This window comes from Marinomonas vulgaris (genome assembly GCF_018145875.1).
GTDB lineage: Bacteria > Pseudomonadota > Gammaproteobacteria > Pseudomonadales > Marinomonadaceae > Marinomonas > Marinomonas vulgaris.
On record NZ_JAGSSV010000001.1, the window covers coordinates 343,868 to 357,705 of the forward strand.

A 13,838-nucleotide genomic window follows, 5' to 3' on the forward strand; every position below is an offset into this window, starting at 1 on the left:
TTGTTTTTTGAACATAGATATTCAAATACGAATATTTCTATTAAAAACCAATGAACACTTGTTTAGCAAGCAGTAACCTTTTTTAGGAGAAAAAAACACCATGGGCCAACTCTCTCGCCAAGATAATATTGTCGCCATAGTAAAAGACAAAGGCTATGTGACTATCGACGAGCTGGCGAGCCAATTTGCCGTAACGCCCCAAACCATTCGACGTGATATCAACGAGTTAGCAAAATCAGGGCAAATTCGCCGACACCATGGCGGGGCCAGCTGTGATTCCAGCACCACAAATGTGGCCTACGCCACCCGGCAGATACTGCAATTATCCGCCAAAGAACAAATTGCTAAACGCATCGCGGCGGAAATCCCTAACAATGCTTCCTTGTTTATTAATATTGGTACCACCACGGAAACCGTGGCGCGGGCATTGCTCAACCATCAAGGCTTACAGGTCATCACCAACAACCTCAATGTGGCCACCATTTTAAGCGCAAAAGAAGACTTTACCGTGATTATCGCTGGCGGTACGGTGCGCTCACGAGATGGCGGTGTGATGGGGGAAGCCACCATGGATTTTATCAATCAGTTCCGTGTGGATTTTGGCATCATCGGCATTAGTGCCATCGACCCGAATGACGGCTCTTTGTTGGATTACGACTACCAAGAAGTGCGCGTCGCTCAAAGCATTATTAATAATTCACGCTGTGTCTTTTTGGCCGCCGACAATGCCAAATTTGGCCGCAATGCCGTGGTTCGACTGGGCAACCTTATGCAAGTGGATCGCTTGTTTACCGACGCCCAGCCGCCTAAAGTCATCACGACCCTGATGAAAGAACACAAGGTGCGCCTAGAACTCTGCACGCCGACATAAAACCAGCCTAACGTCTGGTTTTTCTTCTCTTTTGCTTATTTTTTCACCATAACGTCACAAATCCATGTTGTCATACCCTCTTTAGACGTTTACTATCGAACATAAATGTTCACTTTCGAACACGAGCAAGGCATTAACTCGTTCGTGTTTCATCATTCGTTTGTTTTGACAGTGTGAGGCGCACCATGAATCACCCCCATTTTGACCTATTTGTTGTTGGCGGCGGCATCAATGGAACAGGAATTGCCGCAGACGCCGCCGGTCGTGGCTTACATGTTGGTTTGTGTGAAATGGGCGACCTTGCTCACGCTACTTCGTCGTCGAGCAGTAAATTGATACACGGTGGACTTCGCTACCTTGAGCATTACGAGTTTCGTCTCGTCAAAGAAGCGTTAAACGAACGTGAAGTGCTTTTAAAAGTCGCCCCTCATCTGGTGACACCAATGCGCTTTCAAATGCCTCACCGAGCGCATTTACGTCCCGCGTGGCTAATTCGAATTGGTTTGTTTTTGTACGACACACTAGGCAAGCGAGAGACGTTACAAGGCTCGAAAGGCGTTAAATACGGCGCTGACAGCCCACTAAAAAACGATATAAAACAAGGTTTTGAATACTCTGATTGCTGGGTAGACGATGCGCGCTTGGTGGTGATCAACGCTATGAGCGCTCAACAAAATGGCGCGGCTATATTTGCTCGCACACGTTGCGTGTCGGCAAAACGACAAGACAATCAGTGGCTAATCGTACTTGAAGATCAGCTCACCAAAGAAACAAAAAACATCACCGCTAACGCCCTTGTTAATGCCGCTGGCCCTTGGGTATCGTCTTTCATCGAAACCAAGCTAGAACAAAAAGCCCCTTACGGCATTCGTATGATCAAAGGCAGCCACGTCGTGGTGCCCAAGCTGTACGAGCACAGCAATGCTTTTATCATGCAAAACACCGATAAACGTATTGTTTTTGCTATTCCTTACCGTGACGATTACACCTTACTCGGCACCACAGACGTAGAATATAAGGGTGACCCCAAGGCCGTTAAGATCAATGACGATGAAACCCAGTACATTTTAAAAGTCGCCAACGACCATTTCAAAAAGACCTTGTCGCCAGCCGATATTGTGTGGAGTTACTCCGGCGTTCGCCCTTTGCTAGAAGACGAATCGTCCGACCCTTCTGCGGTGACTCGAGATTATACCCTGCACCTAGAGGACCAACACAGCAGGGCACCACTACTGAGCATTTTTGGCGGCAAAATCACCACTTATCGTAAACTGGCGCTGTCTGCCATGAATAAACTCACGCCGTACTTTGATCAACTTGGTGAACCCTGGACTCATAGTAAACCCTTACCTGGTGGGGATTTAGGTATGTCTCTGGAGGCATTTGGCTTGAAATTACAAAGGGATTACCCCTTTATCGGTGCGCCCTTGGCACGTCGTTTCGCCAACAGTTACGGCACCTTGACGCATCTTATGCTCGACAAAGTAAAAGATGAAAAAGGTCTGGGACAAGATTTTGGACATCAGCTTTACCAAGCAGAAGTGGATTATTTGATCAAACACGAATGGGCACACAGCGCCGAAGACATTCTATGGAGACGCACCAAGCTGGGGTTAGAATTTACTCCCGAGCAGGTTGCCGCATTAAACAATTATGTGACGAGTCAATTCGAATAGAAGCGACTTAATCCTGCTTAACCACACTTAATTGGTAAGTTAATCGCCCGTCTAGGCAATTGTTTAGACGGGCTTTTTTTGCTTTACTGAGGCTTCCATTTTTGGCAACCGCCGTTCGCCTCTTTTACTCTCTTGTCAGGACATAACGCACAATGGATTTGGTCTTTTTCGATATCTCGCTTTGGGTTTTCCTCATGTTATTTGCGGCGGCGTTTCTGGCGGGGGTGATTGACGCCATTGCGGGCGGCGGTGGCTTAATCACGGTGCCGGTACTGCTGGCAGCGGGGTTGTCTCCCGCCGAGGCACTCGCCACCAACAAACTTCAAGGCTGTGCTGGCACCTTGTCGGCTTCCTATCACTTTGTGAGGAAGGGCCAGGTCGATTTGGCAAGCATGTGGTTTCCTATTGTGATGACGGCTATGGGCGCCATGTTCGGCACTTTTTTAGTGTCTTATTTAGACAGCAGCCTCTTGCTTAAAGCTGTGCCTATTATCTTAATCGCGGTGGCAATTTTCTTTTTCTTTCTACCCAAAGTGCAACCCTATATTGCTCGGCGAGTGTCACTTACCCATGGGCAATTTGCCGTGATCATCGGCACCTCGATTGGCTTTTACGATGGTTTAATTGGCCCAGGCACAGGGGCGTTCTTTTCTACCGCGTATTTGTGTTTTATGGGCTTAACCGTGGTCTCTGCGACGGCGCACACCAAGGTGCTCAACGCCACCAGCAATGTGGCCTCTTTGGCGGTGTTTCTCTTTAGCGGGCATATTATCTGGGCGTTAGGCATTGCCATGGGCATCGGTCAGTGGGCTGGCGCGCAAATTGGCTCGCGTTTAGTCATCACTAAAGGTGCAGCACTAATTCGACCTATGGTGATTGTGATGTGCTTGGCCATTTCAGTGAAACTGCTGTTGGACAACTAGGACATCAGTTGCTCGGGAGTCGTCAGCGCGTCTTCGGCGGAAAATTGATAACATTCTGATACCAGCCAGCGCAGCAACTGTTGCACAGACTCTCGCTGTCGTTGCATTTCAGGGCACACAAACAGATATACATGGCCTTCATCGAGGGTTTCTTCAAAAGGTCGCATGAGTCGCCCTTGCTGAATATCGTCCATCACCAAAGGCGTTCGACCGAGCGCCACGCCCTGACCCGCTACCGCCGCCTGCACCGCCAAATCACCTCGATTAAAACTGATACCACGGGATAGCTTGACGCCTTTGGCGTTGGCCAGCAATAGCCATTTTTCCCATTCCGCATAGGGGCTGGAAAAGCGCCATTCAGAATCGTCGTTTAATAGTGGCACCTGCGCCAATTGACTCGCTTCCTGCAAAGCACGCGATTCTGCGAATGCAGGACTGCACACAGGAAACACCTTGTCTTTCATTAAGGGCACCACGTAGCCTTTTGAGCTATGAACATGGCTATGTACAATAGCCACATCAATCCTATCTCGCTGAAAGTTCACCTCTCGATCATTGGCTTGAATACGCAATTGCAAATCAGGATACGCTTCTTGCAAGCTACCAAGGCGAGGAATTAGCCACTTAGTCGCAAACGATGGCATGACAGACACAGTAAGAATATTTGAGGTCTCTTCTTCTTGCAGCTCCAATATAAGATCACTGATTTCGGTAAAACTGTGATTAAGCTGCACCGCCAAACGTGCGCCAGCTACCGTTAGCTCTAGGCGTCGGTGGTAACGAACAAATAAGGTTAACCCTAAACGCTCTTCAAGCTGCCGAATTTGTTGGCTGATCGCCCCTTGGGTTAAATGCATTTCTTGCGCCGCCTTGGTAAAGCTTAAGTGCCGTGCGGCAATCGCGAAAGTATTTAATCCTGCTAGTGGAATAGACTTCATATCCCTTTTACCTTACCCCGGTGTAATCATTCGATAGTCTGTAAAAAACCGTATTTTGCATTAGTTAGGCTAATTCAACAAATCAATTTAAATCGTTTGTCTGTCTTGGTTAAAAAGCTAGAATATGGCCATCTCTTAGGTTCAACAGCGACCTAGTTTTTATTGATACAGCCCTAACTGTATTGCTTCTAAAATATGCCCCCACAGTCATATTTTAGATGAGTCACAACATCCCCCACAGGTTATTGTGACTCGCAACTGCTAGTTACTTTTGTTTAAGCCGGACCTTTGTCCGGCTTTTTTTTGCCTCAAGCAATGCCTTTCACAACCTTTTTTACGACAACCATGATAATTAAAGATCAAAAAAAACGGCGACCCAAAGGCCGCCGTAAAGTAACACACGTAAAATGTGTCCGGTCATTCCATCACTTAAGCGGCTGCAGATTCCAGCAACTCAGCGTTAACTAACTTTGCTTGAGCAAGTTTTTCCATTAAGCGAACAACCTGACAGCTGTAACCGTATTCGTTGTCGTACCAAACGTACAAGATAGCCTGATTACCGCGTACTTTAGTGGACAAGGAATCAACAATACCGGCTTGTGAAGAGCCGATAAAATCAGAGCTCACTGCGTCAGCACCATCACTGTAACCAATTTGCCCCGTCAATTCAGCGCTGTCAGAAGCGGCTTTTAATAATGCGTTGATATCATCAACAGACGTGGCTGATTTCAGGTTTAAGCTCAATACAGCAATGGACACGTTGATCACTGGCACTCGAATCGCACTGCCACTTAGCTTACCTTCCAAAGAAGGAATGGCTTTTGATACGGCTTTCGCAGCGCCTGTTTCTGTCATTACCATGTTCATGCCAGCGGCACGACCACGACGATCACCTTTGTGGATGTTATCAATTAGGTTCTGGTCGTTAGTGTAAGCGTGAACCGTTTCAACGTGGCCCGACTCAATGCCGTATTTTTCTTCAAGTACAGATAAAATCGGTGTAATAGCATTAGTAGTACAAGACGCTGCAGAAACAATTTTGTCTTCGTTAGTGATATCGCCGTCGTTCACACCAAAAACCACGTTTTTCATTTCTTTGCCTGGTGCTGTAAGCACAACACGTTCGATGCCTGGACGATTCAAATGTACGCTCAAGCCATCGTGATCACGCCAGCGGCCGGTGTTGTCTACCAACAAGGCGTTGTTAATACCATGCGCTTGGTAATCTACTTCCGCAGGGTCGGATGCGTAAATCACCTTTACCGGTGAGCCGTTAATGATCAAGGCTTGGTTCTCTTCGTCGACTTTTACTAAGCCGTCGTAAGCACCATGAACAGAATCGTATTTGAGCAAACTAGCACGTTTTGTTAAATCATTATCGCAGGCTTTACGCACCACAATGGCTGCTAATTTCATACCAGGAGTTGTGTGACCTAACATGCACATGCGACGAGCCAATAAACGACCGATACGACCAAAACCGTACAATACGACAGGCGTTTCTGAACCGTCAGTTGTTTGCGCAGCCAACACAGAATCCATGTCGGCTTCAGCAATAAGAGATTCAAGTTCCACGGCTGTGTGCGACACATCACCTGCTAGAAGTTGTTCTAACAGTTGATAAACTTGAACGAGGTCTAATTCAGGGTGTTTATCGAATGCAGCCATCAAACCTGTGACAGAGTCTGCCATCAAGGTGTTGCCCGCTAATTCAACTTTAATGGCTTTTTCACGGCCCAATTTACCTAAAAGAGGAATCATGGATTCTGCTTGTGAAAGTGCTTGTAACCAAGTGCTTGTCATTTTCTGCCCCCGAAAAAAGACTTTGTTGTATCAATGTGGGCTCAGTTTATCGACACAAAGGAACAAAAACAAATTGTAAGAAGACTACGAAAAACCTTTAAAAACGGGTGTTTAGCGTATTTTTTTATAGAAATAACGAGATAAACAAGAGAGGTTAGAAACTTTACTACATAAGTTGGCGATTATGACGCAAAGAATGAATTTTCGTGCCATTATGTTGTAATTTGCCAACAAGAAGTGGCAATAACTTTCATAAATTATTTTATAAATGCCGTTTTCTTTCAGCTAAAACACCTAATAAGCAGAAACACAACGCAATCACCAGAGGCCTATACACCAGATCTAATTGCGTTATACCCCAATACACTAAAGGCTGACTCCACAGAGTAAGTAACCCATAACCAAAAGTACACATTAGAATAAACGCGGTTACACGAGCAATAAACACCCAGGAAGATACCAACCTCTTAAGATAAGCATTCACCTTATCCCCATAAACGACCAAACAAGTAGCCACAAACGCGAGAGCAATGTCTTGCAGGTACGGCTGGATAAAGTAGGCTAGGCGTAAATTTAAATCTAAAATAAGCATAGGAGGTCGTATTAGGTCGTTTGGTTATGGCAATGTGTTTTAAACTTAACACAGATCTTTGTCTGCCTTTTCTCTGCAGCAGTGTTTCTGTTAAGGTTATTTCCTATGGGATAAAGCCTCAACATCAATTCGCCCAGAAGGCTGACGGTTTTTGGGACTCTCATTAATATACACCACAGACACATTGTAAGCTGTATTGTGCAAATGGATAGAGCTGCCATCTTCAAACGACCACACAGGTCGCCCAATACCTGAGTTCATAAAGCCTTCATCTGGCAAACCGTACTTTCGCTGTAATAAGTTGCCTAGGTATTGGCGTTTTTCTTTGCTTTCTACTACACCAAACATCAATGCCTGCCAAACATAACCCGAACGGTTATAGTAAACCTTGGCATCGGTTAACCCTAACATACCACTACGGCCTAAGCTGTAATTTGCCACCCCATCTTTGTAAGAGGGGTAACTATGGATATCCATGGTCGCCAATCTTTTTTCTAATGTCTGTAGACTTAAATCATTAAACGGCAAACCAAACAGTTCTGCCCTAGTCACAATCTGCGGCTTTCTTGAGCCTTCAGCCTTTACCAATGCGGTGTTTGTTGCCAAAAATAACAACACACAGGTAAGCAATATTTTTTTCATCATTCCCTTCTTACAAATAACTCATTGTCCTGTTTGCCAAGCCAAACCAGCCAAAGGTGATATATAATATCGCAAAATGACTTTTTATAATGAAAGTTACTTAAAATTTTTTGTTACGAGGTAATTCATGGCTCTTGTTATTGGTATCACAGGCGTTTCTGGCAGTGGAAAAAGCCGTCTTTGTTCGTTATTAGCCGAAGGACAAGACGATAAAATCACCATCCTTTGCCAAGACAGCTTCTACAATGGCTGCGGCAGCATAGACCCAGATGTGTATAACTTTGATGACCTGAGTTCATTGGACTTAGAAAGCCTGACTCTGGCCATTCATAACTGCAAGAATCGCCAGCAACCCAATGAAATTCCTGTCTACGATCATTCACAACACAAGCGTGTGGGCTATCGTAACCTTGAAGCCACTCACGTGGTTTTGGTCGAAGGCCACATGATGTTTCAAGATGCGGGTATTCGCGATGCTGTCGACTATCTGCTTTATGTGGACACCGATATGGACATTGCAGTGGTGCGACGATTGAAACGCGACATTGCAGAACGTGGCCGCGATGTAAACGAAGTGACCAGCCGCTATATGCGTCATGTGCGCCAAGCCGCCCTGAAAACCATTGATATTCGCAGCAAAGCGGACTTTATTATTCCTAACAACAAAAGCTTCACCAATGCCGCCAATTTACTGCGTAATCACATTGATTATTTACTCAAAGAAAAAGGCGCTAAATAAGCGCCTTTCTGTGTTTTGACTACCGTAACATTAACCCGCGTTACTTCTTGATGTCATCGAAAAAGCGCTTTACGCCATCAAACCAGCTTTTCTGCTTGGGTGAATGGTCTGTGCCTTCTCCCATGCTTTCTGCCAGTTCCGTAAACAAGGCTTTTTGACGAGACGTCAAATTCACTGGTGTTTCTACGACCGCTTTGCAAATCAAATCACCGACTGGGCCACCACGAACCGGTTTAACGCCTTTGTTGCGCAAGCGGAACAGTTTGCCAGACTGGCATTCCGGTGTGACCTTCAAACGCACACGACCATCAAGAGTCGGCACATCGATTTCGCCACCTAGAGCCGCCGTGGTAAAGCTAATCGGCACTTCGCAGTACAGGTTCGCACCATCACGCTCAAAAATAGCATGAGGTTTCACCGATACTTGAACAAACAAGTCGCCCGCTGGACCCCCTTGTGTTCCGGCTTCGCCTTCACCAGACAAACGAATACGATCGCCCGTATCCACACCCGCAGGGATTTTAACGCTTAACGTTTTGTACTCTTGAACACGACCTTGGCCATGACAATCGTTACATGGATCACTGATCACCTGACCTGAGCCATGACATTCTGGACAGGTTTGCTGAACAGAGAAGAAGCCTTGCGACATACGCACCTGACCCGCACCACCACAGGTGCCACAGGTTTTAGGCGTAGAGCCTTTTTTTGCCCCTGAGCCATCACAGGTTTTACAGTTAACCAGGGTAGGAATGCGAATTTTCTCATCGCAGCCCCATACGGCTTGCTCAAGATCCAACTCTAATGTGTAACGTAAATCCGAACCGCGACGTGTGCGACTTTGACCACCGCCGCCTCCGCCACCGAAGATATCACCAAACACATCACCAAAAATGTCACTAAAACCACCAGCGCCTGCGCCGCCGCCATAACCGCCACCTTGGCCATTCACACCTTCGTGACCAAAGCGGTCATACGCGGCACGTTTGTCCTCGGAAGATAAAATTTCATAAGCTTCGGCCAGCTCTTTAAACTTCTCTAAGGCTTCTGGATTATCTGGGTTCTTATCTGGGTGGTACTTATTCGCTAAAGAACGATAAGCTTTTTTAATGTCTTTCTTATCAGCGTCTTTGGCGACCCCAAGAACGTCGTAATAGTCTCTTTTGCTCATCGTAAGCATTCCCGAATTGATAAAATCTGAATAATAAAGTTTTTTATTAAGAAGGTTTGTAAACAGCAAAGCACGGTGCTAAACCGTGCTTTCTGTAAACAGCCCCAATGAAGGGACTACGAAATAAGGTTTAACGCTTATTTTTTGTCGTCTTTCACTTCTTCGAATTCAGCGTCTACGGCGTCATCTTGCTTTTGACCCGCTTCTTCAGCACCCGCCCCAGCAGCTTGTTCAGCGGCATCAGCATCGGCATACATTTTCTGAGCCAAAGAGCCAGACGCTTGAGTCAAGGCGTTGGTTTTCTCTTCGATTTTCTCTTTATCATTAGAAGTTAGTGCTTCTTCTAATTCAGTAATCGCCGTTTCGATTGCTGTTTTCTCTTCTTCGGTCGCCTTGTCGCCCGCATCGACTAGTGTTTTACGAGTCGCGTGGATCATGCCGTCAGCCGTGTTGCGAACTTGAACAAGCTCTTCGAACTTGCGATCTTCTTCGGCGTTGGCTTCAGCGTCTTGAACCATTTTTTCGACTTCTTCATCACTTAGACCAGAAGACGACTTGATTACGATAGACTGCTCTTTACCAGTGGCTTTATCTTTCGCAGACACGCTCAAGATACCGTTGGCATCGATGTCGAAGCTTACTTCGATTTGTGGCACACCACGTGGCGCTGGTGGAATGTCAGCCAAATCAAAACGACCTAGCGATTTGTTCTGTGCCGCTTGTTTACGCTCACCCTGCAAGGCGTGAATGGTTACCGCATTTTGATTGTCTTCTGCTGTTGAGAAAGTTTGCGATTTCTTAGTTGGAATCGTGGTGTTTTTCTCAATCAAGGCTGTCATGACGCCGCCCATTGTCTCAATACCAAGAGACAGAGGTGTTACGTCAAGAAGCAATACGTCTTTTACGTCACCGGCTAATACTGCACCTTGGATAGACGCGCCGATCGCAACCGCTTCATCTGGGTTCACGTCTTTACGTGGCTCTTTACCAAAAAACTCTGTCACTTTCGCTTGCACAAGTGGCATACGAGTCTGACCACCTACCAAAATAACTTCGTCGATGTCAGAAGCAGAAAGTTCTGCGTCTTTCAGTGCTTGACGGCAAGGCTCAAGAGATTTCAGCACTAGCTCTTCAACCAAAGACTCCAACTTAGAGCGTGTCAATTTCACGTTCAAGTGTTTAGGGCCAGTTGCATCTGCTGTGATGTAAGGCAAGTTAACTTCTGTTTGTGAAGAAGAGGACAACTCTACCTTGGCTTTCTCACCGGCTTCTTTCAAACGCTGCAACGCAAGAGGATCATTGTGTAGATCAATACCAGACGATTTTTTGAATTCAGCTGCTAGGTATTCGATAACGCGCATGTCGAAATCTTCACCACCTAGGAAGGTATCACCGTTGGTAGACAATACTTCGAATTGCTTCTCACCATCAACATCAGCGATTTCAATGATAGAGATATCGAACGTACCACCACCAAGGTCATATACAGCGATAGTAGAATCGCCAGAGCTCTTATCAAGACCGTATGCAAGAGCAGCGGCTGTTGGCTCGTTGATAATACGTTTAACTTCTAGACCGGCAATTTTACCCGCATCTTTGGTTGCTTGACGCTGAGAGTCGTTGAAGTAGGCAGGCACAGTGATTACCGCTTCTGTTACCTTCTCGCCTAGGTAGTCTTCTGCTGTTTTCTTCATTTTTTTAAGAACTTCAGCCGAGATTTGTGGTGGCGCTTTCTTATCGCCTTTTACTTCAACCCAAGCATCGCCATTGTCAGCACCGATGATTTTGTAAGGCACCATGGAGATGTCTTTTTGAACCACATCGTCTTTAAACTTACGACCGATCAAACGCTTAACCGCAAACAAAGTATTTGCAGGGTTAGTAACCGCTTGACGTTTCGCAGATTGACCGACCAATACTTCACCATCGTCTGCAAAAGCAACGATAGAAGGCGTGGTGCGATCGCCCTCTGCGTTCTCAATAACGCGCGCTTTTTCGCCATCCAAAACAGCAACACAAGAGTTTGTTGTACCTAAGTCAATACCAATGATTCTACCCATGGTTTGTATCTCCAATAAATTCGTTTGTTCAATGATAATTCTGTATTTGGGTACGCTTAAAAGTATTTCAAGCGTCCAGTGTCAAAAAAATGACAGTATTTTAAGCGGCGCTTGAAACCACAACCATAGCAGGGCGGAGTAAGCGACCATTTAGTGTGTAGCCTTTTTGAACCACGTCCATCACTGTATTAGGTTCCAACTCTGGGTTAGGTACCATGGTGATGGCTTGATGCAGTTCAGGGTTGAAAGGTTCGCCATGAGGATCAACGGCTTTTACCTCAAAACGAGCCAAGGTCTCCATCAAGTCTTTTAGTGTTAACTCGACCCCTTCACGAACCGAGTCTGCTTCGCCTGTTTCTGGCGCTGATGCCAAAGCACGTTCAAGGTTGTCTGCTACGTTCACGATGGATTTTGCAAACTTCTCCAAGCCAAACTTATGCGCTTTCTCAACATCTTGTTCAGCACGGCGACGAACATTCTGGGCGTCAGCATGAGCGCGAAGTGCGGCTTCTTTATATTGCGCCACCTCTTCTAATGCTTTCGCCAATTCGTCGTTCTCGGTAAATTCTTCCAAGGTACCTTCCGCCGGCTCTAAAAGCTCTTCTACGGCATCATTTTGCGCTTCGTTTTGCACATCTTGCTCCGTGTCTATATTAGGATTTTTTTGCTGCTCACTCATTTTTCAACTCCAAATTACAGAAACAATTCTTTGCTTGTGCTGGGTATATGGGGACAGCTTTTTTCCTTTCAACACTCATATAGCACTAATGTCGCATTAATTTTGTGGAATAAAAAAAGAACGAAGGTTTAGCCGACAGCCCCCTTCATAGCAGGCATTCTTAAAGCGTTTTAAGGGATAAAAAAACAGACGAATCTGTACCATGCTCCAATATGGTGCTGTTAAAATGGACTTCAACAGTGAATTTTATTATTCTTTACGAAAAATAGAGTGAATTAAACTATTCTATTTATTAGATGTGCAGCAAATCACTGGCAGTCTCTAAATAAAAAAGGGACGTAGTGAACTTTGTAAGCGGTTGATTATTAACAAGTGACGCAGAAAAGGTCGTCTGCATTGTTAGAAATAACGGCGTAAGGCGCCAAGTCATATTCACTTTAGAAAAACGTAAAAAACGTGGCGCTAGAGTCTTTTTTACAAGCCCCAAAATGGGGATATAAAAAAACCAACCGCCCCAAAAAAGAACCAAAAATATTATTTTTATACGTTTATTGACACATTTGTATTACTGGTGATATCAATGACTTCATTCAAATGGTTACGAAGCATTGGCACAGTTAATCAAGTGTCGATGTATGCCATAGAATTCTTTTCCTAAAGAATCCTCTAAATGCAAACTAGGAGTTACTGAAATGCTTAAATCAAGTGCTTTTGCTACTGCTGTACTATCAGCGTCAATTGGTCTTGCTGTTTCCATGCCTGCACAAGCGGCAGAGCAGCAGTTCATTACCATTGGTACAGGTGGTGTAACAGGCGTTTATTATCCTACTGGTGGCGCTATTTGCCGTTTAGTTAACAAAGGTCGTAAAGATCACGGTGTACGTTGTTCTGTTGAATCTACAGGCGGTTCTGTTTACAACACACGTACTATTCGTGGTGGTGAATTAGACTTTGGCGTAGTCCAATCAGACATTCAAACCGCAGCGATGCAAGCAAAACGCGCCTTTGCTAATGACGAGCCTTATGAAGGGTTACGTTCTGTTTTCTCTATTCACTCTGAGCCAATGCACGTTATGGTACGCGGCGATGCCAACATTAACTCGGTTGCCGACATGAAAGGCAAGCGCGTTAACATTGGTAACCCAGGTTCTGGTCAACGCGTTCTGGCTGATGTATTGATGGACGCTGCTGGTATTACAACAGCAGACCTATCCTTAGCTGCCGAGCTGAAATCGTCTGAACAAGCCGCTGCATTGTGTGACGGTAAAATCGAAGCCGCTATTTGGGCAGCCGGTTTGCCAAACGGCTCAACGATGGAAGCCACATCCACTTGTGATGTAAAAATTCTTGATTTGACGACCTCTGGTACTGACAAAGTATTGGCCGCTAACCCAGCTTACGCTGCAGCGACTATCCCAGCTGGTTTGTACCCAAATAACGAAATCGAAGTCGCTTCTTGGGGCCCAAAAGCCACCTTCGTTGCCGATGCCAAGACGTCTGATGAAGTAGTTTATGTATTAGTAAAATCTGTCTTCGATAACTTCTCTGATTTCAAAAAGCTGCACCCAGCGTTCGGCACCTTGACAGAAGAAGGCATGATCAAAGACGGCCTAAGCGCACCGCTTCATCCAGGTGCGATCAAGTACTACAAAGAGCGTGGCTGGTTGTAATTTAACCCTCACCCCATGTTCATTTAATAAATGCCTGTTAGCGTTTTGTTAACAGGCATTTGTTTTTATTTACC

At 45.6% G+C, this 13,838-nt stretch carries 12 protein-coding genes; 5 read left to right on the forward strand and 7 right to left on the reverse strand.

What is annotated here, in order from left to right; genetic code table 11:
• Positions 1–100 precede the first annotated feature (100 nt).
• The 3 genes from J9B83_RS01665 (at position 101) to J9B83_RS01675 (ending at position 3,470) form a co-directional block, all read left to right on the forward strand.
• On the forward strand, positions 101–871 hold the full coding sequence (locus tag J9B83_RS01665) for a DeoR/GlpR family transcriptional regulator (RefSeq protein ID WP_211534976.1): 771 nt from the start codon (positions 101–103) through the stop codon (positions 869–871).
• Positions 872–1,056: 185 nt separating this feature from the next.
• Positions 1,057–2,547, forward strand: a complete 1,491-nt coding sequence (glpD, locus tag J9B83_RS01670; RefSeq protein WP_211534977.1) for a glycerol-3-phosphate dehydrogenase — start codon at positions 1,057–1,059, stop codon at positions 2,545–2,547.
• Positions 2,548–2,699: 152 nt separating this feature from the next.
• Entirely contained in the window at positions 2,700–3,470 is a 771-nt protein-coding gene (locus J9B83_RS01675) for a TSUP family transporter (protein ID WP_211534978.1), read from the forward strand.
• On the opposite strand, the gene gcvA is transcribed toward J9B83_RS01675, so the two are convergent.
• The 4 genes from gcvA to J9B83_RS01695 all read right to left on the reverse strand — a co-directional run bounded on the left by gcvA (position 3,467) and on the right by J9B83_RS01695 (position 7,448).
• Complete coding sequence (gene gcvA / locus J9B83_RS01680) at positions 3,467–4,408, reverse strand: transcriptional regulator GcvA (RefSeq protein WP_211534979.1); 942 nt, start codon at positions 4,406–4,408, stop codon at positions 3,467–3,469. The two genes, J9B83_RS01675 and gcvA, sit on opposite strands and share 4 nt — an antisense overlap.
• Before the next feature lie 429 nt (positions 4,409–4,837).
• A complete protein-coding gene (locus J9B83_RS01685; RefSeq protein WP_211534980.1) occupies positions 4,838–6,211 on the reverse strand; it encodes a glyceraldehyde-3-phosphate dehydrogenase in 1,374 nt (457 codons plus the stop codon).
• Positions 6,212–6,473: 262 nt separating this feature from the next.
• Positions 6,474–6,803 carry a DUF3392 domain-containing protein gene (locus J9B83_RS01690; RefSeq protein WP_211534981.1) on the reverse strand — a complete coding sequence of 110 codons (330 nt, stop codon included), beginning with the start codon at positions 6,801–6,803 and terminating at the stop codon, positions 6,474–6,476.
• Positions 6,804–6,899: 96 nt separating this feature from the next.
• A complete protein-coding gene (locus J9B83_RS01695) occupies positions 6,900–7,448 on the reverse strand; it encodes a uridine kinase (protein ID WP_211534982.1) in 549 nt (182 codons plus the stop codon).
• Positions 7,449–7,572: 124 nt separating this feature from the next.
• Between J9B83_RS01695 and J9B83_RS01700 the strand changes: the two genes are divergently transcribed.
• Positions 7,573–8,184, forward strand: a complete 612-nt coding sequence (locus J9B83_RS01700) for a uridine kinase family protein (RefSeq protein ID WP_211534983.1) — start codon at positions 7,573–7,575, stop codon at positions 8,182–8,184.
• Positions 8,185–8,224: 40 nt separating this feature from the next.
• On the opposite strand, the gene dnaJ is transcribed toward J9B83_RS01700, so the two are convergent.
• The 3 genes from dnaJ to grpE form a co-directional block, all read right to left on the reverse strand.
• Positions 8,225–9,355 (reverse strand): molecular chaperone DnaJ, encoded by a 1,131-nt coding sequence (gene dnaJ / locus J9B83_RS01705; RefSeq protein ID WP_211534984.1) that lies wholly within the window; start codon positions 9,353–9,355, stop codon positions 8,225–8,227.
• Positions 9,356–9,492: 137 nt separating this feature from the next.
• Positions 9,493–11,415 carry a molecular chaperone DnaK gene (gene dnaK, locus J9B83_RS01710; protein ID WP_211534985.1) on the reverse strand — a complete coding sequence of 641 codons (1,923 nt, stop codon included), beginning with the start codon at positions 11,413–11,415 and terminating at the stop codon, positions 9,493–9,495.
• Between the two features lie 100 nt (positions 11,416–11,515).
• Complete coding sequence (gene grpE, locus J9B83_RS01715) at positions 11,516–12,094, reverse strand: nucleotide exchange factor GrpE (protein WP_211534986.1); 579 nt, start codon at positions 12,092–12,094, stop codon at positions 11,516–11,518.
• Positions 12,095–12,786: 692 nt separating this feature from the next.
• Here grpE and J9B83_RS01720 point away from each other — a divergent pair.
• Complete coding sequence (locus J9B83_RS01720; protein WP_211534987.1) at positions 12,787–13,764, forward strand: TAXI family TRAP transporter solute-binding subunit; 978 nt, start codon at positions 12,787–12,789, stop codon at positions 13,762–13,764.
• Positions 13,765–13,838: the final 74 nt, after the last annotated feature.